At 71.1% G+C, this 24,260-nt stretch carries 24 protein-coding genes; 10 read left to right on the top strand and 14 right to left on the bottom strand.

Annotated features, from left to right (window positions below; translation table 11 throughout):
- The first annotated feature begins 177 nt into the window (after positions 1-177).
- From ACFTZL_RS14865 to ACFTZL_RS14880, 4 genes are all read left to right on the top strand, one after another.
- Complete coding sequence (locus ACFTZL_RS14865) at positions 178-1,407, top strand: glycosyltransferase (RefSeq protein ID WP_382581683.1); 1,230 nt, start codon at positions 178-180, stop codon at positions 1,405-1,407.
- A gap of 250 nt (positions 1,408-1,657) precedes the next feature.
- Positions 1,658-2,107, top strand: coding sequence for an ATP-binding protein (locus tag ACFTZL_RS14870; protein ID WP_382581644.1), 450 nt, complete (start codon positions 1,658-1,660; stop codon positions 2,105-2,107).
- A 9-nt stretch (positions 2,108-2,116) separates the two neighbouring features.
- A complete protein-coding gene (locus ACFTZL_RS14875; RefSeq protein ID WP_382581645.1) occupies positions 2,117-2,713 on the top strand; it encodes a hypothetical protein in 597 nt (198 codons plus the stop codon).
- Between the two features lie 227 nt (positions 2,714-2,940).
- Complete coding sequence (locus ACFTZL_RS14880) at positions 2,941-3,714, top strand: helix-turn-helix domain-containing protein (RefSeq protein WP_382581647.1); 774 nt, start codon at positions 2,941-2,943, stop codon at positions 3,712-3,714.
- A gap of 16 nt (positions 3,715-3,730) precedes the next feature.
- On the opposite strand, the gene ACFTZL_RS14885 is transcribed toward ACFTZL_RS14880, so the two are convergent.
- A complete protein-coding gene (locus ACFTZL_RS14885; protein ID WP_382581649.1) occupies positions 3,731-4,279 on the bottom strand; it encodes a GNAT family N-acetyltransferase in 549 nt (182 codons plus the stop codon).
- A 156-nt stretch (positions 4,280-4,435) separates the two neighbouring features.
- Here ACFTZL_RS14885 and ACFTZL_RS14890 point away from each other — a divergent pair, with 156 nt between their 5' ends.
- Positions 4,436-5,551, top strand: a complete 1,116-nt coding sequence (locus ACFTZL_RS14890) for an ADP-ribosylglycohydrolase family protein (RefSeq protein ID WP_382581651.1) — start codon at positions 4,436-4,438, stop codon at positions 5,549-5,551.
- Positions 5,552-5,566: 15 nt separating this feature from the next.
- Here ACFTZL_RS14890 and ACFTZL_RS14895 read toward each other — a convergent pair whose 3' ends face one another.
- Both ACFTZL_RS14895 and ACFTZL_RS14900 read right to left on the bottom strand, forming a co-directional pair.
- Positions 5,567-7,138, bottom strand: a complete 1,572-nt coding sequence (locus ACFTZL_RS14895; protein WP_382581653.1) for a sodium:solute symporter family protein — start codon at positions 7,136-7,138, stop codon at positions 5,567-5,569.
- A 126-nt stretch (positions 7,139-7,264) separates the two neighbouring features.
- Positions 7,265-8,053, bottom strand: coding sequence for an SDR family oxidoreductase (locus ACFTZL_RS14900; RefSeq protein ID WP_382581655.1), 789 nt, complete (start codon positions 8,051-8,053; stop codon positions 7,265-7,267).
- Between the two features lie 97 nt (positions 8,054-8,150).
- On the opposite strand from ACFTZL_RS14900, the gene ACFTZL_RS14905 reads away from it, so the two are divergent.
- Entirely contained in the window at positions 8,151-8,990 is an 840-nt protein-coding gene (locus ACFTZL_RS14905) for a hypothetical protein (RefSeq protein WP_382581657.1), read from the top strand.
- Between the two features lie 19 nt (positions 8,991-9,009).
- On the opposite strand, the gene ACFTZL_RS14910 is transcribed toward ACFTZL_RS14905, so the two are convergent.
- Together ACFTZL_RS14910 and ACFTZL_RS14915 are read right to left on the bottom strand one after the other, a co-directional pair.
- Positions 9,010-10,905 (bottom strand): MFS transporter, encoded by a 1,896-nt coding sequence (locus ACFTZL_RS14910; protein ID WP_382581659.1) that lies wholly within the window; start codon positions 10,903-10,905, stop codon positions 9,010-9,012.
- 196 nt (positions 10,906-11,101) lie between these two features.
- Positions 11,102-13,924: a D-alanyl-D-alanine carboxypeptidase gene (locus ACFTZL_RS14915; protein WP_382581660.1), complete on the bottom strand. Its 2,823-nt coding sequence runs from the start codon at positions 13,922-13,924 to the stop codon at positions 11,102-11,104.
- A gap of 236 nt (positions 13,925-14,160) precedes the next feature.
- Here ACFTZL_RS14915 and ACFTZL_RS14920 point away from each other — a divergent pair, with 236 nt between their 5' ends.
- The 3 genes from ACFTZL_RS14920 to ACFTZL_RS14930 all read left to right on the top strand — a co-directional run bounded on the left by ACFTZL_RS14920 (position 14,161) and on the right by ACFTZL_RS14930 (position 16,394).
- On the top strand, positions 14,161-14,916 hold the full coding sequence (locus ACFTZL_RS14920) for a GPP34 family phosphoprotein (RefSeq protein ID WP_382581662.1): 756 nt from the start codon (positions 14,161-14,163) through the stop codon (positions 14,914-14,916).
- Positions 14,917-15,147: 231 nt separating this feature from the next.
- A complete protein-coding gene (locus ACFTZL_RS14925; RefSeq protein ID WP_382581663.1) occupies positions 15,148-16,005 on the top strand; it encodes a helix-turn-helix domain-containing protein in 858 nt (285 codons plus the stop codon).
- 197 nt (positions 16,006-16,202) lie between these two features.
- On the top strand, positions 16,203-16,394 hold the full coding sequence (locus ACFTZL_RS14930; RefSeq protein WP_193479878.1) for a DUF397 domain-containing protein: 192 nt from the start codon (positions 16,203-16,205) through the stop codon (positions 16,392-16,394).
- 126 nt (positions 16,395-16,520) lie between these two features.
- Here ACFTZL_RS14930 and ACFTZL_RS14935 read toward each other — a convergent pair whose 3' ends face one another.
- From ACFTZL_RS14935 to ACFTZL_RS14945, 3 genes are all read right to left on the bottom strand, one after another.
- A complete protein-coding gene (locus tag ACFTZL_RS14935; RefSeq protein ID WP_382581665.1) occupies positions 16,521-17,399 on the bottom strand; it encodes a MerR family transcriptional regulator in 879 nt (292 codons plus the stop codon).
- 71 nt (positions 17,400-17,470) lie between these two features.
- Positions 17,471-17,974, bottom strand: a complete 504-nt coding sequence (locus ACFTZL_RS14940) for a glutathione peroxidase (protein WP_382581667.1) — start codon at positions 17,972-17,974, stop codon at positions 17,471-17,473.
- A gap of 9 nt (positions 17,975-17,983) precedes the next feature.
- Complete coding sequence (locus tag ACFTZL_RS14945; protein WP_382581685.1) at positions 17,984-18,976, bottom strand: ArsR/SmtB family transcription factor; 993 nt, start codon at positions 18,974-18,976, stop codon at positions 17,984-17,986.
- 78 nt (positions 18,977-19,054) lie between these two features.
- Here ACFTZL_RS14945 and ACFTZL_RS14950 point away from each other — a divergent pair, with 78 nt between their 5' ends.
- Complete coding sequence (locus ACFTZL_RS14950; RefSeq protein ID WP_382581669.1) at positions 19,055-20,245, top strand: MFS transporter; 1,191 nt, start codon at positions 19,055-19,057, stop codon at positions 20,243-20,245.
- A gap of 16 nt (positions 20,246-20,261) precedes the next feature.
- Here ACFTZL_RS14950 and ACFTZL_RS14955 read toward each other — a convergent pair whose 3' ends face one another.
- From ACFTZL_RS14955 to ACFTZL_RS14980, 6 genes are all read right to left on the bottom strand, one after another.
- Complete coding sequence (locus ACFTZL_RS14955; RefSeq protein ID WP_382581671.1) at positions 20,262-20,735, bottom strand: MarR family winged helix-turn-helix transcriptional regulator; 474 nt, start codon at positions 20,733-20,735, stop codon at positions 20,262-20,264.
- 55 nt (positions 20,736-20,790) lie between these two features.
- Entirely contained in the window at positions 20,791-21,474 is a 684-nt protein-coding gene (locus tag ACFTZL_RS14960) for a hypothetical protein (protein ID WP_382581673.1), read from the bottom strand.
- A gap of 131 nt (positions 21,475-21,605) precedes the next feature.
- Positions 21,606-22,406 carry an SAM-dependent methyltransferase gene (locus ACFTZL_RS14965; RefSeq protein ID WP_382581675.1) on the bottom strand — a complete coding sequence of 267 codons (801 nt, stop codon included), beginning with the start codon at positions 22,404-22,406 and terminating at the stop codon, positions 21,606-21,608.
- A 128-nt stretch (positions 22,407-22,534) separates the two neighbouring features.
- Positions 22,535-23,026 carry a hypothetical protein gene (locus ACFTZL_RS14970; protein WP_382581677.1) on the bottom strand — a complete coding sequence of 164 codons (492 nt, stop codon included), beginning with the start codon at positions 23,024-23,026 and terminating at the stop codon, positions 22,535-22,537.
- A 62-nt stretch (positions 23,027-23,088) separates the two neighbouring features.
- Positions 23,089-23,652 (bottom strand): hypothetical protein, encoded by a 564-nt coding sequence (locus tag ACFTZL_RS14975; RefSeq protein WP_382581679.1) that lies wholly within the window; start codon positions 23,650-23,652, stop codon positions 23,089-23,091.
- A complete protein-coding gene (locus ACFTZL_RS14980) occupies positions 23,649-24,209 on the bottom strand; it encodes a hypothetical protein (RefSeq protein WP_382581681.1) in 561 nt (186 codons plus the stop codon). Before ACFTZL_RS14980 ends, ACFTZL_RS14975 begins: the two co-directional genes overlap by 4 nt.
- Positions 24,210-24,260 lie beyond the last annotated feature (51 nt).

A 24,260-nucleotide genomic window follows, 5' to 3' on the forward strand; every position in this document is an offset into this window, starting at 1 on the left:
GCTTCGCAAGGAGGTCGTCCGTCCACAGCGGACGGCAAAAGGCAAAGGCAAGGAGGTTACCCACTCCTTGCCATGCTCAACGTATAGCGCACCGGGGGGCTTGCGGCAAGACCCCCGGCGTGCCGCAGAATCGCCGGCGAAGCCAGAACCTACGGAAACGGGTGTTGCGAAGTGCGTGTGTTGTTGTCGACGTATGGGTCGCGCGGGGACGTCGAACCGCTGGTGGGACTTGCGGTGCGGTTACGGGAACTCGGTGCGGAGGTGCGGGTGTGCGCGCCGCCGGACGAGGACTTCGCGCAGCGGTTGGACGGTGTGGGCGTGCCGCTGGTGCCGGTCAGCTGGTCGGCGCGGGCGATGACGAAGGAGGCCCCGCCGGCGTCGAGCCTGCCGCAGCGCGCGGCCGAGGTGATCGCCGGGCAGTTCGACGCGGTCACCGCGGCGGCCGACGGATGTGACGTGCTGGTGGCGACAGGGATGATGCCGGCCGCGGCCGGTGCTCTGTCGGTGGCCGAGATGCTGGGCATCCGGTCCGTGTCCGTGACCTTCCAGCAGCTCACCCTGCCGGCGCCGCACCGTCGGCCACTGGCGTATGCGGGGCGGCCGTTCCCGCCGGAGGTGACCGACAACCGGGTGTTGTGGGATCTGGACGCCCAGAGCATCGACGCGCTGTTCGGCGAGGCGCTCAACACGAACCGTGCGGCGGCCGGTCTGCCCCCGGTGAAGCACGTCCGCGACTACGTCATCGGCAACCGGCCGTGGCTGGCGACGGACCCGATCCTGGACCCGTGGCAGGACACACCCGACCTCGACGTCGTTCAGACCGGCGCGTGGATCGTGCCGGACGAACGTCCGCTCCCGGCCGAGTTGGTGGCGTTCCTGGACGCCGACGCGCCGCCGGTCTACGTGGGCTTCGGCAGCATGCCGATGCACGCCTCGGCGGACGTCGCCCAGGTGGCCATCGAGGCGGTCCGCGCGCAGGGCCGCCGCGTCGTCATCGGGCGCGGCTGGGCGGACCTGGCGCTGATCGACGGCCGGGAGGACTGCTTCGCCGTCGGCGAGGTCAGCCATCAGGCACTGTTCGGCCGGGTGGCCGCTGTCGTGCACCATGGCGGCGCGGGTACGACGACGACGGCTGCCCGGGCCGGCGCCCCCCAGGTAGTGGTCCCCCAGTTGGCGGATCAGCCGTACTGGGCCGGCCGGGTGGCCGAGTTGGGCATCGGCGCAGCACACGACGGTCCAACCCCGACCTTCGAGTCCCTGTCGGCCGCGCTGAGGACGGCCCTGACACCCGAGACCCGCGCACGAGCGACCGCCGTGGCCGGCACGATCCGTACCAACGGGGCGACGGTGGCCGCGAAGCTGCTGCTCGACACGGTCAGCGGAGAAAGACCGGCCATGTCCGCGTGAACCACGAGGGATCGTCGAGCCAGGAAAGTGTCCAGCGCCGCCGCACCGAACTCCACGACGCCTTCATCTCCTTCGCCTACAGCCTCATCTGCTGGCGACGCCTCAAACGAGCCCAGTCATGATCGTGCTACGAGCTCGTAGTTCAGAGAAGACGTACGAGCCGTACGACCTCGTGATACGCCCGGACAGTCACGCTCCGTACTGAGGTCGTTGCTGTTCAGGGTAGGAACGAGCGACCACGCTGGGTGACATGAGTCAGAAATCCCTCGCGGAAATCACCACCCCCGTACGCCACTTCACGATCCAGCTGTCCGCCACTCGAAGAGGTGCTCGACTGGCACGGCTGCTCACTGAACGCCAACTCGACGAGTGGGGCGAGCCGTACGACGCGGCCGCGCAGGTGGTGGCGGCGCTGGCGTCCAACGCCGTGCTGCACGGACACGTCCGGGGCAGGGACTTCCGGCTCGGCCTGAAGCTGCGCCCCGACCGCATGCTCCGCATCGAGGTCACGGACGCCCGGGGCGACCGGATCCCGCGCATCCCCGACCCGGTGGAGAAGGACGCCGAGGGCGGCCGGGGCTTGCGCATCGTCGAGGTGTACACGGATCGCTGGGGCGTGACGGAGACACCGGCGAACGCCAAGACGGTCTGGGCTGAACTGACCTTGAGCGACGGCGACTTGCCACCCCCTTCGATCTAGGGTGATCGGATGGATGTGGGTTCGGTCTTGATAGCCGTAGCCGGTGTGGCGGGAACCCTCGGGGGCGCGCTGCTCACCCAACGGGGCGCCGAGAAGGCCAAGCGCCGCGAGCTGGAGATGACACAGACCATCCAGGAGGCCCGCGACCACCGCGAGATGCGACGACGCTGCTACACGGAACTCCACCGCGACGCCCGCCAGTTCTGCACAGCGCTCAGCCGACAGCTGTACGTCCTGCGGGACCGCACCCCCGGCGACGAGGACTTCCAGTCCCTGGAAGCCGCCAAGGACACCTACCGCGACCGATGGTCCGAGGCGCTCATGATCGCGCCGGATGCGGTGCTGACACCGGCCGGGGAGGTGAATCGAGCCCTGAACGCGGTCTACGGCCAGGTCAAACGCCTGGAGCAGGGGAACCCGCGACCCGGTGAATCCCTGCACTCGGCCGCTGTGGCTCAGCACGGCATCTGGTCTCTTATCGCCGCCGCGAGGGAAGCGATGCGGCGTGATCTGGACGTGACGGGCTCCGGGGTGCGACTGCGCTCACCCGACGACCCAGAGGCCGTCATCCGCGACTTCGAGGAGCCGGATCGCGGCCTCTCATGACCCGGCCGGTCCCGACTCCAAAGACCAAAGAACCGGGGAAAGAACCAACCCACCCCCGCCGCCCCCGCGGCTCACCCGCAGGGGTGAACATCGCCAACTCAACTGGCGTGGACGCCAGTCGATGGTGCAGCGTCAGCGCAAGCAAACCCCACAAACGAATACGGCCCCCGCCGGGACTGGCATCCCACTGCGAGGGCCTGATCACCTAGGAAGAAGAGACCTTCCCGATGACTGACCAGCACCCTAGCGCGCCCGCACGCTCCCAGTCCGGCACTTCCGGTGTCCAGCACGTGACGGAACGCCACGACGACCACTTCACCGTCGTCGGTAACCATCTAGCCCAGCACCCGGACCTGTCCCTGACGGCGATCGGCCTGGCGGTCCACATCCAGTCGCTGCCCGCCGGAACACCGGTCGGCATCAAGGCGCTGGCGGCCAAGTTCCAGGAGGGCGAGATCCGGATCGCGGCGGCCCTGCGCGAGCTGGAGGCACATGGCTACCTCGCACGCCCCAGGGAGCGTCTTCAATCGGGGCGAGTCGTAACCCGCACGATCTCGTACAACAGGCCTCGGACGACGGCCCCTGACCGCCCCCGCCCCGCTGCTGCCCCTGCGCCCAGGACGGAAGCTCCCCCGACCTCACCCCACCGCACGGCCACCGACCTCCTCGCCGGACTGCGGGCGCTGGATTCCCGCCTCCTCCTCACCGAACGCGACGTACACCGCCTGGCGCCGGAGGTCACGGCCTGGCTGGAGAGGGGCGTCCCCGCGGCGGCCGTAGCGCGCACGCTGACGTCGGGCCTCCCGCAGGACGCGATCAATCACCCGGCGGCCTTCCTCGCCCACCGCTTGGCCACCCTCCTCCCTCCGCCTCTCCCCGCGGCACCGGCACCCTCCGAGCCCGCCCTCCGCCCGGACCCGTTCCAGACCTGCGACGGCTGCGAACGAGCCTTCCGCGCTCCTCACCCCGGCTCCTGCCGAGATTGCCGGAAGGCGGCTTAGATGTGCCGGGGTCGAGTCATGGCGGACCGCTGACCCCCGCGCGCCTTCGTGCACTCTTGAGTTCCTTCTCCAGCAGTGTGAAGGACTTGGGTGGCCCGCCCGGCTGGGGCTTGCCCTCCTTGTGGCCCGCTATTCGGTAGCCCGCGTCGCGGTAGTACGCGGTGAGCTGGGTGTTGCCGGCCAGGCAGTCCAGGCGTACGTGGGTTCGGCCCGCGGCGGCCACGCGGTGTTCCGCGGCCTCCAGCAGCAGCCGCCCCGTCCCGGGAGTGGACGCGGTCCGGTTCACCATGAGGCGGTGTACGTATCCGGCCACGGGCGGCTGCGGACCCCAGGCCGCCTCGTCCTCCCACCACAGCTCCCAGGCACCGGCGACGCGCCCGTCGGCCTCCGCGAGCCAGACCTCGCCCTGGGCCATGACCCGGCGGAAGTGGTCCTCGTCGAGCTCTCCCGGCTGCCACTGCCCGGTGATGCCACGGGTCAGCATCCAGCGGGCCGCGTCGTCGCGGAGGCGGACGAGGGTGGACAGATCGGCCTCGGTGGCCAGGCGGGCGTGGAGATCATTCACCCGGGGATCCTCGCACACCTGTCCGAGGCGTCGAGTGCTCAGAGCGACGGTCCGTAAGCCGGCCGTGAAGACGGTATTCCGCCCACTGAACCCACGGTCCCCGTTCGATTACAGTGCTGAGCTGTCGTACGTATGGACGGTCCCTGGGAGGTCAAGGTGGGTGCGACTGCCGGCGCCGTCTGGGGCCGTACGGAGCAGCAGGACTTCCGCAGCCGGGTGCGCGGGACGCTGCTCGGCGTGGCCGTGGGGGACGCGCTGGGCACGCCCGTGGACGGGCTGGGGATCGACGGGATCAGGGAGGCGCACGGGGCCGAGGGGCTGGTCGATCTGGCCCCCGCCTACGGCAGACGCGGTGCTGTCACGCACATCACGCAGCTCACCCTGTTCTCCGTGGACGGACTGATCCGGGCCCAGGTGCGCCGCGACACCGGAGCCTGGCATCCGCCTACCGATGTGCACCGGGCGTATCTGCGCTGGGCCGCCACCCAGCGGGACTGGGGGCCCGACGAGCGCCGCAAGGACGACGGCTGGCTCGCGCGGGAGGAGTGGCTGTACGCGCGGCGGGATCCCGACCGCTCCCTGCTGCTGGGGCTCGGCGACGAGATCATGGGCACCCCGGAGGCGCCCAAGAACCCCGGTGAGGCCGGGCCCGAGGCCGCCACCCGGTCCGCCCCGTTCGGACTGCTCGTGGGATGGGAGCCGCAGCTCGTCGCGCAGCTCGCGGTCGAGTGCGCGGCGCAGACCCACGGGCACCCCTCGGCCTCGCTCGCGGCGGGTGCGTACGCCGTGATCGTGCATGCCCTCGCCGTCGGCGAGAGCCTCGACGGTGCCGTGCAGCGCGCCTTCGCGATGCTGGCCGCCCGGCCCGGGCACCAGCCCGTGTCGGACGCCCTCCAGCACGCGCTGGGCGCCGTACGGCAGGGGATGCCCGGCCCGGAGCGCGTGAGCGAGCTGTGCGGGGCCGGTACGGCGGAGAGCCTCGTCGGCGCCGCCGTGTACTGCGCCCTCGTCGCCGCCGACGTCCGGCACGGGCTGTGTCTCGCCGTAAACCACGACGGCCCGTCCGCCGCCACCGGCGCGCTGACCGGCGGCCTGCTCGGCGCCCTGCACGGGGAAACGGCCCTCCCCCCGGCCTGGCTGGCCGAGCTGGAGGGCCGTCCCACCGTCCTGGAGCTGGCCGACGACTTCGCCATGGAGATGACCCAGGGGCCCGCACTGCACGGGCCCGGGGGGTCGTCGCCGGGGTGGCTCGCCCGCTATCCCCGCGCCTGACCAGGGGAGCAGGGCTCACTCCCTGGCCGTCGTCCGTACCACCTCGTCCGCCGGCCCGGCCGGGGTCGGTACCGCCGCGGCCGCCGCCCCGTCCCCGTCCGTGTTGATCTTCTCGATCAGCGCCAGCCGCTCCGGGGTGTCCTCCGGCTTGATGTAGCCGATGAGGATGTAGAGGACCAGGGACACCGCCAGCGGTATCGAGACCTGGTACTGGAGCGGGACGCCGCCCTCGACGTTCCAGTGGATCGGGTAGTTCACCAGCCAGAACGCGAGCAGGCCCATCGACCAGCTCACGAGTGCCGCCGTCGGGCCGGAGCGGCGGAACGCCCGCAGCAGGCCCAGCATCATCGGGATGGCCATCGGGCCCATCAGACCGGCCACCCACTTGATGACGACCGTGATGATGTCCTTGAACGCGGGGGAGTTGACCTGGGTCGCCGCCGCCATGGACAGGCCGAGGAAGACGACCGTCGCGATCCGGGCGACCCGCAGCCCCTGGCTCTGGTTCCACGTCCGTGCCCTGGCCCAGATCACCGGCGCGCAGTCCCGGGTGAACACCGCCGCGATGGCGTTGGCGTCCGAGGAGCACATGGCCATCGTGTGGGAGAAGAAGCCGACGATGACCAGGCCCAGCAGGCCGTGCGGCAGGAGCTGTTCGGTCATCAGGGCGTAGGAGTCGGAGCCGTCCTGCTTCTGTGACTCGACCAGCAGCGGCGACATCCACATCGGGAAGAACAGCACCAGCGGCCAGACCAGCCACAGGATCGCCGAGAGCCGCGCCGACCGCTCGGCCTCCTTCGCGTTCGGCGTGGCCATGTAGCGCTGGGCCTGGTTGAGCATGCCGCCGTTGTACTCGAAGAGCTTGATGAAGAGGAACGCGAGCAGGAAGACCGTGCCGTACGGTCCGACCAGCGGCTTCTCGTGGCCCTGGAGTTCGGGGGAGTCCCAGACCCCGAAGAAGCCGCCGTGGTCGTCGAGCCGTACGAACACCGCGACGAACATCGCGATGCCGGCCAGCAACTGGATGATGAACTGGCCCAGTTCGGTCAGCGCGTCCGCCCACAGGCCGCCGATCGTGCAGTAGACCGCCGTGATGGCACCGGTGATGAGGATGCCCTGGTTCAGGGAGATCCCCGTGAAGACCGACAGCAGCGTCGCGATCGCCGCCCACTTCGCGCCCACGTCCACGATCTTCAGCAGCATGCCGGACCAGGCCAGCGCCTGCTGGGTCTTCAGGTCGTAACGGTTCTTCAGGTACTCCAGCGGGGAGGCCACATGCAGGCGCGAGCGCAGGCGGTTGATGCGCGGCGCGAACAGCTTCGACCCGATGGCGATGCCGAGGGCGATCGGGAAGGACCACGTGACGAAGGAGGTGACGCCGTAGGTGTAGGCGATGCCCGCGTACCCGGTGAACATCACCGCGCTGTAGCCCGACATGTGGTGGGAGATGCCGGAGAGCCACCACGGCATCTTGCCGCCGGCGGTGAAGAAGTCGCTGACGTTGTCCACGCGTTTGTGCGACCAGACGCCGATCGCGACCATCACGGCGAAGTAGCCGATGAGCACGGCCCAGTCGAGACCGTTCATGTGCGCCCTCCCAGGGGTCAGCCCGGCGCTCATCGTGGGCGCTACTGCGTGAACACGACAAGTGACGGTAAGGTCAAGGAGGGGTAAAAATGTTCGATGTGATGGCCTCGGTTCACCTACATGAACTCATCGCATCAACTCCCCTGCGTTGACCAGCAATGACTGCCCGGTGATCGCCCGGGCCCGGTTCGACGCCAGGAACACCGCCGCGTCGGCCACATCCGAGTCCGCCGCGAGCTCGGGCAACGCCATCCGCCCGGTCAGCCGCTCCAGCACCGTCGCCTCGGACACGCCCTCCGTCTGTGCCGTGAATCGCACGAACGCCTGCACCGGCGGCCCCCACATCCAGCCCGGCAGCACGGTGTTGACCCGGATCCGGTACGGCCCCAGCTCCCGCGCCAGCGAGTACATCGCGCTCGTCAGCGCCCCCTTCGATGCCGCGTACGCCGCCTGCCGCACCTGGGACGGAGCCGCCACCGCCGACTGCGTCCCGACGAACACCACCGACCCGCCGCCGCCCTTCTTCAGCGCCGGCAGACAGGCCCGGGTCATCCGCAGCGTGCCCAGCAGGTTCACGTCCAGCACCGAACGCCAGGTCTCGAAGTCCGCGTCCTCGACACCGCCGAAGTAGCTGTCCAGCGCGGCCACATGCACCACCGCGTCGATCCGCCCGAACCGCTCCGCCGCCAGCCCCGCCAGCGCCTCGCACTGCGCCTCGTCGGCGATGTCGGTCGCCCGGTACGCCGTGCGCGCCCCGTCCGGATCGAGCTCGGCGGCCGTCTTCGCCAGGTTCGCCTCCGTCCGGGCGCCGAGCACGGCACGGCCGCCGTCCCGTACGACGGCCGCCGCGACCTGCCGCCCCAGCCCGGCCCCGACCCCCGACACCACGACCGTCTTCCCCGCGAGCAGTGACATGGCAGGACCTCCTCGAAGCCGGACCGGACCCGGACCCCTGGCGCTTTATCTGACGGAGCGTCAGAGTATGGGCCTGTCACCGACGAAGGGGAAGGGCATGAGCGACGACACCCGCAGCGAGCTGTACGCCGAACTGGCCGCCGTCGGCCCCTACGGCACCCACCCCGGCCACGCCCTGATCACCATGGTCGAACCGCACCCGGGCCACGAGTACGCCTACAACCGCTGGTACGAGGACGACCACTACTACGCCGGCGCGATGGCCATGCCCTGGATGTACGCGGGCCGCCGCTGGGTGGCGACCCGGGACCTGCAACTCCTGCGCTACCCCGAGAAGTCGGCGATCGCCCAGCCCGTCACCACGGGCTGCTACCTCTCCACGTACTGGATCACCGAGGGCCGCTACGACGACCACATGCGCTGGACGGTCTCCATCAACAAGCGCCTCAACCGCGACGGCCGCGTCTACCAGGACCGCACGCACGTCCTCACCGCGTTCCAGGACCACGAGGCGACCGTGTACCGGGACGGCGCGGCGGGCCCGAGGGACCGGCACGCCCTCGACCACCCCTACGCGGGCCTCGTCCTCCAGGTCGTCGAGGCCGACACCCCCGAGCAGCGCGCCGAGCTGCTGGAGTGGCTGCGCTCCCGCCACCTCCCCAAGCGCCTCGCGGGCTCCCCGGCGGCGATGGTGACGCTCTTCCGCCCGACCCCGCTCCCCGGCGACCGCATGACCTACGTCAAGCAGGTCGAGGGCGTCGACACCCGCCTGACCCTGCTGTGGTTCCTCCGGACGGACCCGAGGGAATGCTGGGAGGGCCACTTCACGGGCCTCGACACGGCGGTGGCGGAGTCGGGGCTCGGCAGGGTGGAACTGGTGGCACCGTTCGTACCGACCCTGCCGGGCACCGACACCTACGTGGACCGGCTCCGCTGAGCGCCCGGGAGCCGGCGGGTCAGCGCAGCTCCTGCGGGCAGGGCAGTCCCCGGGGGAACTGATACGGCGCCGCCAGCCGGTACGTCCCGGCCTTCGGGGCGAGGAGTTCCGTCCACCGGACGCCCTGCGCGTCCTCCTCCGTGTCCATCAGGCAGCCGTTGACGTTGACGTACGTCTTCGGCTCGCCCTCGGGCCGGTTCCTGGACTCCTCCGTCTCCTGCGGCGGCTTCAGGCTCTTGCCCTCGGAGTCGACGACGCTCAGCCACGGCGTGTACGGGATGCGGACCAGGATCCGGCCCGGCTTCTTCACCCGGAGCACCATCTCGCCCTGCTCGGCCCGCTCGACGACGGTGTTCGGCTCGGCCAGCGGGGTGGGGTCGGTGACCTTGAAGAGCTGCCAGTTGGCGTCGCCCCAGACCTGGGTCAGATACGGCAGCCCGCGCTGCACCAGCGCCCGCTCCCGCACCCCGCCGTCGCCGTCCGGCTCGCCCTTGGGCAGCACGACGTAGTGCACGCCCCAGCGTTGCAGCCACTCGCGGTAGTTCGCCGAGTTGAGCGTGTCGTCGTAGAAGAGGGGATTGCGCTCCATGTCGGCCTGGCGCATCCAGCCGCGGGCCAGGTTGACGTACGGGGCGAGCGCGGCGGCCTCCCGGTGGGAGCGGGCGGGGACGACCTCCACCCGGCCCTTCTCGGCGTCGACCTCCTGCAACTCGTTGAGCAGCGGCGCCAGCTCGCGCGACCAGGACGCCGCCGGGGCGGTGTGCACGATGTCGTCGACCGTCTTGAAGCCGATCCACACGGTGAAAGCGACCATCCCGACCACGACCGCGTACCACCTGCGGCCGCGCGGCACCGTGTACGGCAGCGCGGCCACCAGCGCGACCCCGGCGAACAGCATCGCGAGACGCGTGATGTTGGACCCGATCTGGGAGCTGATCAGCCACACCAGCACCACGCCCAGCCCGTACACCGCCGCCGTCAGCCGGAGCGTCTTCCAGTCCTTCGGCACCAGGGCGTAGGCCAGGGCCGAGAAGGCGACCGGCAGGATCACCGAGCCGAACATCATCGGCTGCGTCCCCGAGAACGGGAACAGCAGCGCCGACACGCCCACCACCGCACTCGGCGCCAGCCCCAGCGCCCACGCGCCCGGCCGCCGCTTCTGCAGGAACAACGCGACCGCCACCAGGCCCACGAACAGACCCGCGACCGGCGACGCCATGGTGGCCAGCGCGGCCAGCGGCGCCGCGCACAGGGCCTTCGCCCAGCGCTTGTAACGCCACCTGTACGGCCAGCAGAACACGACGGCGACCGCGCCGAGCGCGAACATCATGCCGAGGCCGAACGTCACCCGCCCGGACACCGCGTTGCAGAACAGCCCGAACACGCCCGCCAGCGACGCCCACAGGGGATTGCGGACGGACCTGCTGCGCAGCAGGAGCAGCGTCAGCAGCCCGGCCGACACCGTCCCCGCGATCATCATCGTCGTCCGCACGCCGAGCACCGACATCAGATACGGCGACACGAAGCTGTACGACACCGGGTGCATCCCGCCGTACCAGGCGAGGTTGTACGCCGAGTCCGGGTGCCGGCCGACGAACTCGGCCCACGCGTCCTGCGCGGCGAGGTCACCGCCGCTGTTCGCGAACGTGAAGAACCAGACGACGTGGAGCACTCCGGCGAGGCCGGTGACGGACAGGACCGGGTGGCGCAGCATGCGCTCACGCAGCGTCAGTACGGCGGTCCGCAGCCGGGTGTCGCGCTCACGGCCGGTCGTGCCGTCAGCGCCCCGTGCGTCAGCGTCCCGTGCGTCGGCTTCCCGTGCGTCGGCTTCCCGCGTCTCGGGCATGCCTATTCGCGGGCCGGATCCCGGGCCCGGATCGGCGTTCTCGGTGCGTGTCGGCTCCGCAGTGGCCACTGAAAGGCACTCCCCGTGTCCCGTCTTCTGTTCTCAGCTTCTGCTTCCCGGCCGCGTACCGTTCACCCTCGGTTCGCGACCGCGCCGCCGCGGACGGCGACCTGCCCCGATTCGGGACGCTAGCACGCACCCCACCGGGCGGAGCCCGGACGGGCCGCGACCGGCGGGGTGCGGTGGTACTGGTGGGCGCTCCGGCTCAGCCGATGCGCGTGAGCTTGTCCGCGAAGCCCGGCTCCACGAGGTCCTGCTGGAGGGCGACGGGAACCTTGACCGCGCTGGTGCTGCCGTCACCGACGGTCAGCGTGCCCACCTTCTGGCCGGCCTTGGCCGTGTGCGGCAGCTCGTCCGGGGCGAACGTCAGCTTGACGGACAGGCCCGCCCAGCCGACGGCCGTGACGTCCTCGGTGACGGCGACCGGCGTACGGCCGCCGAGACCGTCGTCGGCGTACCCGACGATGTCGCCCTTCTTCAGGATCGTCGCCGACTCCAGCGCGCCCTGCGCGGCCCGGATCAGCCGGTCGCCCTCGTGCAGCGCGGCGCCCAGGATCGTGTTGTCCGGACCGCCGGCGGGCTGGCGCACCACGGCGCCGATGACCCGGTGGGTCTCGCCGTCGACGTCCTTCTTCGCGGAGAAGACGAGGTTGCCGAGCGCCGAGGTGGTGGTGCCGGTCTTGATGCCGGTGACGTTGTTGTAGCCGACCAGGCGGTTCCAGTTGTCGTGCTTGGTGCCCTTGTAGTCGACGTACGACATCATCGCCGCGACCTCGCGGAACGCGGGCTGCTCCATGGCGGCCCGGGCGAGCTTCACCTGGTCCACGGCCGTGGACACGGTGGTGTTGTTCAGGCCCGAGGGGTCGGTGTACGTCGTGTTCTTCATGCCGAGGTCCTTGGCGGCGTCGTTCATCTTCTGCACGAACGCCTTCTCGGACCCCGCGTCCCAGCGGGAGAGCAGTCGCGCCACGTTGTTCGCGGACGCGATCAGGATGCTCTCCAGAGCCTCCCGCTGAGTGATCTTGTCGCCCTTCGTCACATCGACGGTGGACTCCTGGCCGGCGTCGGACTGGTCCTCGGCCGCCTGGTCGATCCCGATCTTCGGCCCGTCCTCGCCGCTCTTCAGCGGGTGCTCACGCAGGATCACGTAGGCGGTCATGACCTTGGCGACACTCGCGATCGGCACGGGCTTCTGCTCGCCGGACGAGCCGAACGTCCCGATGCCCTGCACGTCCAGTGCGGCCTGGCCGTCGGCCGGCCAGGGGATGTCGACCTTGCCGCCCTCGAAGGTGTAGCTGTCCTTCGCGGTGAGCTCGAGCGTGGGCGTCGGCAGCGGGCGCACGTTCTGCACGACCGCGAAGACGATCACGAGCAGCAGCGCCAGCGGCGTCCAGATCTTCACCCGCCGTACGGCCGTCCGCAGCGGAGTGTCCGGGGGCGGCGGGGTGTTCGTCAGCTCGGCCAGCATGTCGAGCGGCGGCCGCGGCGGCAACGGCTGCTGCGTGGTCCGCTCGGGGCTGACGGTGGGGACGGGGGCGGTGGCTTCGGCGGGGGCGGGTGCGGGGGCGGCCGGTGCGGCCGGCTTCCGCGTCGCCGGGTCGTCCAGCGGCTTGAGCGCGACGAACTTACTGGTCCGCTCGGCTTCCCTCTCGGGAGCGTCCTTGCCCTTGGCCGCGTCCCCGATCTTCAACATCGTGGTCGGCTGATCAACGGCCGGCCGCGGCGCCTTGAAAACGGCGGTGGGCTGATCGACGACGGGCTCGTCGGAGCTGCCCTCGTCGTCGTCGGGCTTGGCGTCGGGCTTGGTTTCGGGGGAGCTGTCCTCGGTGTCGTCGGAGGCGCGGGGGTCCTTGGGCTTGGCGGCCTTCGGGGAGGACGCGGAGTCGTGGGAGGCGCGGGGGTCCTTGGGCTTGGAGGCCTCGTCGTCGGTGTCCGCCGCGCTGTCGGCGTCACTCGCCGTGCCGTCGTCCTCGTCGTCCTCGTCGGGCTTCGTTCCGGCCTCGGACCCGGCGGTGCCCGGCTCGCTGTCGGCGTCGGCGTCGGCCTCGGGGGCGTCCGTGTCCGCGCTGTCGGCGTCGGCGTCGGCCTCGGGGGCGTCCGTGTCCGCGCTGTCGGCGGTGGAGGAACGGTCCGCCTCGGGCTCGTCGTCCTCGTCCTGGCTCGCCTCGGCGTCCTCGGACGCCTCCTCTACGGCTTCCTGGGCCCCAGGAGCGTCCGCAGGCTCCTCCGGGCTCTCGCCCGCGCTCTCGGCGTCCTCCTGGCCGTCCCGGGCGTCCGCGTCGGCCTCCGCGGGCTCGTCCGCGCTCTCGGCCTCCTGGTCGTCCGTCCCGGCCTTCGTGGGCTCGTCCGTGCCCTCGGCGGCCTCCCGGCCGTCCGTGGAGTCCTTCTCGGCGCTCTCGGCGCGCTCGTCCCGACCCTCGGCAGCGGCGGGCTCCTTGCCCTCCTCCGAGTCCGCCGACGCGACCCACGCGGCCACCGCGTCCCGCAGCCGCCCGTCACTGCCCGCGGTGTCGTCACCCCGACCGGAGCCGGAATCCCCGTCGGCACCCTCGGCAGACGCCTCCGCAGGCTCCTGTGACTCATCGGCCGCCGCACCCGCGCCGCTGTCACCGTCCTCGGCGCCACCCACCGCGTCGTCTTCGCCCGCGTCGCTCTCGTCTCGCTCGGCGTCCTCCGCCGCGCCCTCGACGTCCGCGTCGCTGTCGCCCCGCTCGCCGTCGCCCGCCGCAGCCGCGTCGCCGTCGCCCTGCTCGGCGTCACCCGTCGCGTCCGTGGGCTTCTTGGGGTCGGGGGTATCGGGCGACGTGTCCGTCGGCTCGTCCGGTGTGCGGACGGAGAACACGCGGGTCGCCGTATCGACGCCGCCTCGTGCGGAGGACTTCTCCGCGTCCCGGGCCACCGAGAGGCGCGGATCGCGCGCCTCCGCGGACGCCTCGCTCCTGGCTTCCGGAACCGGACTCGCGCTCCCCGACGTCTTTTGTTCCGACGACTCGCGCTTCTTCGACCTGTCGGGGGACTCGCCCGCCACCGATGCCTCCTCCTCGCGCCGCACTCCCCGCGTACGCGTAACGAACCGTGAACCGCCGCCGTGACACCGCTCCCCGGCGCTGTCCGAACCATGTACCAGTGTCCTGTGTATGGGTCGAACCCACCCGGTAGACGAGAACGACATACCTACTGGTTCCACTACGAACCGGTCACGCACCCTCGACAGACCAATGTGAGAGGGGTCACCCTGTCTTTCATCCACGCGGGGAGGCATGGATGGGCAGGAGCCGCAGAACAATTCCGGAGGAGCTTCTGCTGCTGGCATTGGACCCGACCACGGGTACCACTGCACAGCCGCAGTCGCTCGACCTCGGTCTGGCCGGAGCACAGCTAGTAGAGCTGGCGCTGGCCGGACGGATAGCCCCAGACGGGGATCGTATCGCCGTGGTAGCCCCACGGCCGACTGGAGATCCAACATTGGACTGCGCATTGGAGTTGCTGCGAAGGCGTGGCGCTCCCGTGCGAGCCGTCCACTGGATTGGCGGGCCACGACTGGGGCTCCGCCAGACCTACCTCTCGCATCTGGAGCGGTGCGGCATGGTGCATGCCGTGGCCGGCCAGATGTGCGGAGTGCTGCCGACGACTCGTTACCAGGCGACGGACACCGAAATCAGCCGGGAGATCAGGGCCAGGCTGGATTCCGCGATCCGCACCGGCGTACCGCCGGACCCGCGGACCGCCGCGCTCGCCGCCCTGGCACACGCGGTCGGCCTCGGCAAGCACCTGTATCCGGGGAACGAGGGACGTTCGTCCCGGTCCCGGCTGCGGGACCTGATCAGGCACGACCCCATGGGCGGTCTCGTCGCGCACGCCGTGATGGACGTCCAGAACGGCGCGGCCGCGCAGCCGCGCCGCAACCCGGCACCGCCCGGCCGCCCGGCCGCCGGCGGAGCCAGGTCCGCAGCGGAACCCGCCCGCGGTGTTCCGATGCAGCCGCACCGCGGAAGCATGGCCCGCGTCGCGGCCCACTGAGCCGCGCCGCACCACCGGCACGACGCCGCACCCACGACCCGGTCACGGGAGCCGCCGCTCGAGCGGGGCGGGGAGAGCACACACTCTCCCCGCCCCGCTCGGCGTGCCTGTCCGAACTGGCGTGTACCCGTCGCATATCCACCGTTTCCCAGCGGTAGGAAGCACCTTGGTGGCAGTCTGCTCAACAGCAGATACGCAAAGTAGAGGCACGCAGCCGGAGGTGCACGTCCCGTGGCGTCCAATGTCAATCCCACCGTCAGGCGGCGCCGGCTGGGCCAGGAGCTCCGCAGGCTCCGCGAGCTCAAGGGCATGACGGCCGAAGAGGTCGCCGAGCGGCTGCTGGTGTCGCAGTCGAAGATCAGCAGGCTGGAGAACGGCCGGCGCAGCATCAGCCAGCGTGACGTGCGCGATCTGTGCGGGGTCTACGAGGTCGAGGACCAGCGCATCGTCGACTCGCTGATGCAGATGGCCAAGGACTCGCGGCAGCAGGGCTGGTGGCACGCCTTCGGAGACATCCCGTACAGCGTGTACATCGGCCTGGAGACGGACGCCGAGTCGCTCAGAGTCTACGAACCGCAGATCATCACCGGCCTGTTGCAGACCCGCGCGTACGCCGATGCCATCATCCGGGGCGGCTCGCCCGAGGCGTCGGAGGCGGACAACGACAAGCGCGTCGAGGTCCGGCTGCGCCGGCAGGGACGTATCACCGCCGAGACGGACCCGCTGCGGCTGTGGGTGGTCCTGGACGAGGCGTCCCTGCACCGGATCGTCGGGAGCCGCCCGGTGATGCGCGAGCAGTTGGAGCACCTCGTCGAGATGTCCCAGCTCCCCCACATCACCGTGCAGGTCCTGCCGTTCGAGGTCGGCGCGCACGCCGGCATCAACGGCCAGTACTCGATCCTGGAGTTCGCCGACGCGGCCGACTCGAGCGTGGTGTACATCGAGGGCGTCACCAGCGACCTGTACCTGGAGAAGCCGCTCGACGTGCAGAAGTACACGGTGATGTACGAGCATCTGCGCGCCCAGTCGCTGAACGTGGACCAGTCGCGGCAGCTCATCGAGCGTGTGGCGAAGGATTACGCGCGCTGATCCGCCGTCGGGCGAAGGCCTTCAGCCGGGCAAAGCGCGGGATGCTACACCTCTGACACGCCTGACTGGAAGTCTCCCCTGGAATATGCCATCCGGTCGAGTGAATGACTGCTCCGAACGAGGATGTTGGCGAGTAGCGTCGATCACGCCACCCACCAGCACGGGTTGGCGTAAACGCAACTGGCTACGGAGCGAACATGGCAATTCGTCTGGGCGCCACGGAAACGTGGACGACGTCCTCCTACACCAACAACAACGGCGCGTGCGTGATGGTCAGGTCGACCGTCGACGAGGCCCTGGAGCTCGGGGACACCAAGATCCCCGAGGGCCCCAAGCTGGCGTTTCCCGCCGACGCGTGGAACGCCTTCGTGACCTCGGTCAAGGCCTGACCTCGCGAGCGACAACAGCACAAGCACCACCGACAGAGCCCTCTCGACCAGCATCGCCGTCCTTGCCGAGAGGGCTCCGCTCGTGCCCCGGGGGATCCGAAGAGGATCAGCAGGATCAGAGCAGGATCAGCTCACGGGGAACGCCACGTCACACACCGGATCCTCGGCCCCCGTCGCCTCCCAGTCGGCGAAGTACACCTCCCGGCACGGGCCCGCCTGCTCCAGGCCCTCCCGGGCGATCCACTCCTCCACCGCCTCGAAGGCCGCCATGATCTGCGGATGGGCCACCTGCGCCTTGGTGATCCGGGTGTAGGCCAGCCGCTGGGCGGGGTGGACCCGCACCGTCGTCCCCCAGGTCCGGCCGTGCTTCTCGACCCAGGCCCGGGCCGCCGCCTCGTCGGCCACGGGCACACAGGACTCGGCAGGGCCGTCGCTCTCCATCGACACCTCGGAGTGGTAGACGACGAACGGCGCCGCCGTGACGCCGCCGCACTCCCGGGCCGCCGACTCCAGCCGGCCCAGCGACGCCCCGATCCACGCGGGCAACTCGCCCGCCAGCACATGCCGTGTCTCGGTGATCACCACCTGCGCGGGCACGTCCACCGTCTCGATCGCGAACTTCCGGTTCATCTCGGAGCTCCTCCCCGACAGTCGTCCACGGAGGTACTCGGCGAGCGTCCGCTGCCCCGCGACCCGTGCCTCGACGTCCGCCCAGTACGCGCCGAGCAGAGCGGCCGCCGTGGGCCCGTCGCCCGCCGCGACCACCTCGGCGATCCGGGCGAGCGGCATGTCGAGCTGCCGCAGCATGGCCACGAGCCGGGCCCGTTCGACCTGGCCGGCACGGTAGTAGCGGTAGCCGGTGGCCTCGTCGACATGCGCCGGGGCCAGCAGCCCCAGCCGGTCGTACAGCCGCAGGGCCTTGGCCGAGAGCCGGGCGCGCGCGGCGAACGCCCCGATGGTGAGCAGTTCCTGGTCCGGTACGTCCACCACGGCATCCTCCGTCACCGGGCGGCTCTTCCGCCCGGTGACGAGGACGCTCGGGCCTGCCCCAGGGGCAAGGTCAACCGGGTCGGCTCTCAGCCGAGCTGGGCCTCCACCGCCGTCACGAGCTCGGCCGACTCCGGCTCGGTCTGCGGCGAGAAGCGGGCGACGACCCGGCCGTCCCGGCCGATGAGGAACTTCTCGAAGTTCCAGCGGATGTCGCCGCTGTGCCCCTCGGCGTCGGCGAAGCCGGTCAGGCGGTCGTACAGGGGGTGCCGGTTGTCGCCGTTGACCTCGACCTTCTCGGTCAGCGGGAAGGACACGCCGTACGTCGCCGAGCAGAACTCGGCGATCTCCTCGGCGCTGCCGGGCTCCTGCCCGAGGAACTGGTTGCAGGGCACGCCGAGGACGGTGAAGCCGCGCTCCGCGTACTGCTCCTGGAGCTTCTCGAGCCCCGTGTACTGCGGGGTCAGGCCGCACTTGGAGGCGACGTTCACCACGAGCACGGCCTTGCCCGCGTACTGGGACAGGTCGGCGGAACCGCCCTGCAGTGCACCGATCTCGACGTCGAGGGGAGAGGAACCGTTGGTAGTCGTCATGCTCGGAGCCTAGCTCCGGTGGGTGTCGGCCCGGTTCTTGGCCTCCACCGCGTCCACCAGGACCTGCCCCGCCGCCGACCGCGAATACAGCACCGACCTGCCCGCCCGCCGCCGCTCCACCAGACCGGCGTCCAGCAGCACCCGCAGATGCCGCCCCACCGAGCCGAGCCCCTGCCCGGTCACGGCGACGAGCTGGCTGGTGCTCAAGGGGGAGCCGAGCCGGACCAGCACACCGGCGCGGGCGGTGCCGAGCAGCGCGCCGAGGCTCGCGGGCACGGGTGTGCTGTCGGTGTCGGCGAGAGCGCCGGCGCACGGGTAGATCAGCGCGTACCGGTCCGTTCCCTCCCACGAGACCCAGCCGATGCGCTGCGTGGTGATGGGCACGAACACGAGCTCAGCGCCGGACAGCTCGCGCGGCGGATACTCGTGCGCGTTGACCTGTAGCCGGTTCTCCCCGAGCCAGCGCGTCCCCGGCCGCAGCGCGTCCAGCGCGGTCGCCCAGCCGCCCCGGCTGACGTGCGCGGTCCGCGCGACCACATCCGCTTCGAGGATGCGCCGGCGGTGGGGCCAGTACGGGCGCACGGCCGTCGTCCAGACGTACGTCAGCAGCTCGGCGGCGCGCTCCGGGAGGTCGTCCCGCTCCAGCCGGGCCGGGACCGGGCCGCGCAGGGAGACGGTGAGGTCGGCGCGGGCCGCCCCCGGGCATGCCGCCCGGATCCGCGCGACCCCCTGCTCGAAGGTCTCCCCGTCGCGTGGGGCGGGGGAGAGGAAGTCGGCCGTCCACTCCCGCCCGATCCCGGCACGGACGAGCAGCGCGGTCACCGGGTCCCGGGCCAACCGCCGCCGGTAGTCCGGCAGATGGGCCTCGAGCCACCGTCGCTCGCCGGGATGCGCGGCCTCGGCCGTGTGCAGCAGCCGCAGGCTCCCGAAGGCCTCGGCGAACGGCGAGATCACGAACCGGCTCCCGGCCAGGGTGTCGGCGTTGATCTGCCACCAGCCCACGCGCACCCCCTGTGCCCCGATGTTTCGCACCTGCGCGAAACAATAACCAGCCCGTACGGGGCGCCACAGACTCCGCGCATGCGCAGCTACCGCGAACTGTTCCGCACCCCCGAATTCACCCCCTTCTTCCTGGCCGCTTCGGCCCAGACGGTGGCTCAGACGATGGGTGGCCTGGCCCTGGGCACCCTGGTGTACCGGGCGACCGAGTCACCGCTGCTGTCCGCGGTGAGCATGTTCGGCTCGTCGCTGGTGCAGGTGCTGGGCGCGACGTTCCTGCTCTCGGCGGCCGACCGCCTGCCCCCGCGCGCGGCCCTGACGGCCCTGCCCCTGCTCTTCGCGGCGGCCACGGCCGCCCTGGCCCTGCCCGGACTGCCGGTCTGGGCGCTCTTCGTGATCGTGCTCGCCAAGGGGCTGGTGGAGTCGGTGGGCGGGGGAGTGCGCTGGGGCCTGCTGAACGAGATCCTCTCCAAGGACGGCTACCTGCTCGGCCGCTCCGTCTTCAACATGATGAGCGGCCTCATGCAGATCGCCGGCTACGCGACCGGCGGCGCACTGGTGGCGCTGCTGTCCCCACGGGTGTCCCTGCTGGCGGCCGCCGCGCTGTACGTCGTGGCGGCCGCGGTCGTCCGCCTGGGCCTGACCCGCCGCCCGCCCCGTACGACGGGCCGCCCCTCGGTCGCGGCGACCTGGCGCGCCAACGCGCTGCTGTGGTCGTCCGCGCCCCGCCGCCAGGCCTATCTGGCCCTCTGGATCCCCAACGGTCTGATCGTCGGCTGCGAATCCCTCTACGTCTCCTACGCCCACGAGTCCGCGGGCACCCTGTTCGCCTGTGCCGCGCTGGGCATGCTGGCCGGGGACGTGCTGGTGGGCCGCCTGGTCCCCGCGCGGCTGCGTCCCCGCCTCGGCTTCCCGCTCCTGCTGCTCCTGGCCGTCCCGTACGTGCCCTTCCTCCTGCACCCGCAGCTCCCGCTCGCGGCTGCCGCGGTCACCCTGGCCTCCGTCGGCTTCGGCGCGAGCCTCGTGCAGCAGGAGCGCCTGGTGGCCCTGACCCCCGACGCCCTGACGGGCCATGCCCTGGGCCTGCACTCGGCGGGCATGCTCACGATGCAGGGCGTGGCAGCGGCGCTCGCGGGCTCCGTGGCCCAACTGACCTCTCCGGCCGTGGCGATGACGGCGATGGCCACGGTGTCGACGGGAGTGACGCTGTCCCTGATGGCGGTGGGACGGCGCGAGGAGCGGGCGGTCGCACCCGTGGCTCGGGAGGCATGACCCTGGGGGGTTTCGGCTACTCGAAGCCGAGGTCCCTCTCCGCCTCCACGAACACCTCGGGAACCTCGTTGTCGACCACGACCCGCGACAGCAGCACGGCCAGCCGTTCCCGCTCGACGCCGTTGAGCCCGGAGGGCAGGGCCTCCATCCGGCGTACGGTCTCGGCGTAGAACCTTTCGGCGAGCGAGGCGCCTTCCTCCGTCAGTCCCACCCGCACGGCCCGGCCGTCCCGCGGGTCGGCCTCCCGCTGTACCAGCCCCCGCCGCACCGTCCGGTCCACCAGCCCGGTCAGGCTCGACTTCGCCAGCCCGAGCGTCTCCCCGAGCTCCCCCATCCCGTACGGCTGCGGCATCAGCACGCACAGAAGCTGTCCCTGCTGGGGCGTCAGCCCGTACGCCCGGCTGGCCTCCGCGTAGACACCGTCCACCAGGAACGCCGCCCGCACCAGCGCGGCGACGACCCCCACCTGCCCGCCTGCCCCGTTCCCCATCGGGTCAGGGTACCGAGCGGTAGGACCGGCCTCGGCCGGTTCGGTGGCGTACCGGTCACTCCTCGTCCGGTGCCTCACCTTCGATGAGCCGTTCCGCGATGTCGTCGGCCCACTCCTGCGCCCAGCGGCGCAGTCCGGCGACGGCGGAGACCTCGAGACCATGGACGGTGAACGCCCGGTCGTCGATCCAGTCCGTGCCGGTCAGCCGGGCCTGGAGGTCGGTGAGGTCGAAGGTGTCGGGGGCGTGGCGGCGGCCGAGTTCCTCGAGTTCGGGGTGGCTCCAGCGGGCCGAGGCGGCGTGTACGTCGACCAGGTCGCGGGCGAGTCCGCGGTCGGCCAGGTCCCGCACCCGGGTGCCGACGAGGTCGTCGAGGGAGAGCGCGGGACCGAGTTCCGTCAGCACGGCCGGGCGCCACAGCGCCTCTTTGTGGACGCCGACGTCGTACTCCTCCTCGGTCGCCGCGTCCGTGACGAGGAACTGCGCGGACAGCGGCTCGGTCTCCCGGGTCTGCACGAGCCAGCCGCGCGCCACCAGCCCGGCCCGGACGCCGTCGGCGATGGCGTCCATCCCTGCGGGGTTCTCGGTGGCCACGTCCACATCCGGCCCGGCCCGCTCCACCAGCCCGTGCGCCAGCACCGCGTACCCGCCCGAGAGGACGAGCGAGTACGGCTCACCGACCGCGAGAAGATCCCCGACGAGACGGCGACGCGGCTCGGGGGCCGGGGGAGGGGTGATCATTCCCTGATTATCGTCCGGGGTCTGTGGGTGGCTGAGGTGAAAGACCTCGGATGGGCGAACGCCCCTGCCTTTCAGGGGCGCGGGGAACTGCGCGACCAGCCCCCACGGCGCGGCACCCGTCCACGCACCGGCTACCGCTTGCGCCCGACGCCACAGTACGCATCCACAGCCGTATCGACACCGGCTCCGCCGGACAGCTCGGGCCGCCACTCCGTCACCGGCACGACCCCCGGCCTCACCAACTCCAGCCCGTCGAAGAACCCGGCGATCTCGGCAACCGGACGGACGTAATACGGCACCGCTCCACTCGAGTTGTACGCCTCCGACGCCGCGATCATGCCCTCGCTCGTGGCCGTACTGTCGCTGATCACCAGGTGGCTGCCGGCCGGCAACCCGGCCATGAGCCGCCGCACCAGCTCACGCGCCCGCTCGTACTCGGCGACATGCCCCAGCGTGTTGAGGATCATCAGCCCGACCGGCCGGGAGAGATCGAGCGTGCCCGCGGCGGCCTCGAGGACGGCCTCGGGGTCGTACAGGTCGGCGTCCAGATACGCGGTCCTGCCCTCGGGCGTGCTGGTGAGCAGCGCGTTGGCGTGGGCCAGCACGATGGGGTCGTTGTCGACGTAGACGATCCGGGCGTCCGGTGCGACGCGCTGGGCGACCTCGTGCGTGTTGTCGGCGGTCGGCAACCCGGTGCCTATGTCCAGGAACTGCCGGATGCCCTGCTCCTCGGCCAGATGCCGGACGGACCGTCCCAGGAAACGACGGCTCGTGACCGCCACGTCGACCAGGCCCGGAAAGATCGACTTGATCTGGTCGCCGATCTCGCGGTCGACCTCGTAGTTGTCCTTGCCGCCGACGAAGTAGTTCCAGAAACGGGCCGAGTGGGGCTTGGAGGTGTCGATACGGGCACGCACGTTGTCGTCGAGCACGGCAGGGCCTCCGGGGGGCGGGGAAGGGGGGACCGGTTCACCAACCTAGGCGAACCTCCTGGCCGGACAGTGAAGTTGTCCGCCCCCGCCGCTCACCACCGTGGTGTTTCGGCCACGCGCCCCGGCTGTCAGACGCCGCGCGGTGAGAACCCGCCCAGACGCCCGGACCCGCCGGTCTCGCGCCCGTGCCCCCGCGTCGCCAGCCACACGCCCCGTCCCACGGCCCACAGCAGCAGCCCGGCGGCGACCGGCGTACCGAAGATGATCAGCATCCCGGCTCCGATGTTGGCTCCGACCACGCCCGCGGTCAGGATCCGCCAGCCGACACCGGCCAGGAGCCCGACGAACACGAGCGGCCCGAGCACCCCCCACCAGCGCTGGTCCAGCGCACCGCGCCGCGCCGCCCGCACGAGCACCGCGGCACCGGCCCCCGCCAGCACCAGGGCGAGACCGCCGACGACCGCCGCGACACCGTCCCCGATGTCCCACGGCTGGTAGGCGTAGTCGAGCTCACTCGCCGGCAGCCCGTCGTAGTTCTGCTGCCCCATCAGCCCCCAAGCGGCAACGGGCACCCCGAGAGCGAGCGCGGTCCCGGCCGTGAGCATTCCCCGATTCTTCATACGGCCATGGTCGCGAGGGCGGGGCGGGTCCGTCATGAGCACGCGTACTCAAGTACGTGGGCCTATGCGCGTCCCGCCCGGAGCGGTGGTGACGGGAGGCCGAAGTGGTCGGCGATGATCCGCACCGTGTGGGTGCCGTCCGGGTTGAAGTCGGGCTCGGAGTCGTAGCGGGTGGTGCGTCCGACGAGGCCCTGGGCCAGGAACTGCCGTATGAACAGGTCGGCCTGGCTGCCGAAGCGGCGGGACTCGCGGCGTCGGCCGAGGTTGAAGAGCGACACGGCGAAGCCGCCGCGGCTGTAGGCGAACTGGCAGGGATGCTCGGCGCAGTGCGGCACCGCGTACCGGTGACCGCAGGGGCAGGCGGGGGTGGACGCCAGGAAGACCATGTCCACGTTCTGCTGGTCGGTCACCCGGTCCGTGTACCGGAAGCCGGTGATGTACTGGCCGAGCTGCTGCACGGCGCCGCCGTCCGGGGTGGTGTCCGCGCGGTGCGCCAGCCAGGCCCAGCCGTCCGAGGTGCCGGAGGCGGTGGCGGGCAGGCACGCCTCGGTGAAGAAGCCGTCCAGGTCGGCCAGGGGGATGCCCCGGCAGAACGTGAGGAAGGCAGCGGGGGCGAGCCAGGTCATCGGGCCGTCACCTCCGGGGACAGCGGCGGTGAGGGCAGGGCGAAGCAGCCGGCCACCGCCCGGACGATGCGGTTGTGGTCCTCGTAGTGGTGGTCGAAACACTCGTGACCGCTCTCGCCCTCCTTCTCGCACTCGGCGTCGGGCCCGATCAGCTTCGCGGCCAGCAGCTCGGCGGACAGGTAGTCGGGGTTGTCGCCCGGGCGCTGTGTCAGGTCCTCGAAGCTGAAGCAGGTGACCAGCCGCCCGTCCCGGTAGTACTCGAAGGCCGGCGGATGCGCCTTCGCGCTGCACGGCTCGGTCACGAACACGACGAGCTCACCGCTCGCGCCGATCTCTGCGTAGGGCACCGGGTCGAAGTCCTCGACCTCGGCGTTGAGCATGTCGTGCACCACCCACACCCACCCGTTCCCCTCCCCGGTCACCAGCGGTTCCCTCCGCAGCCCGCGCAGACCCTCGGCGAGCACGTCGAGCCCCATACCGCGCCCGAAGACGAGATTCACCTCGTCATGCCAACCGAAGTCGGAAACAGGAACGGCGACTTGCATCCATTCAGGCATGCGGCGAATCGTAGAAGCGAGCACTGACAACCGGCCCGTCCCTGTAGAAAG

Source organism: Streptomyces sp. NPDC056948, from assembly GCF_042674225.1.
GTDB lineage: Bacteria > Actinomycetota > Actinomycetes > Streptomycetales > Streptomycetaceae > Streptomyces > Streptomyces purpurascens.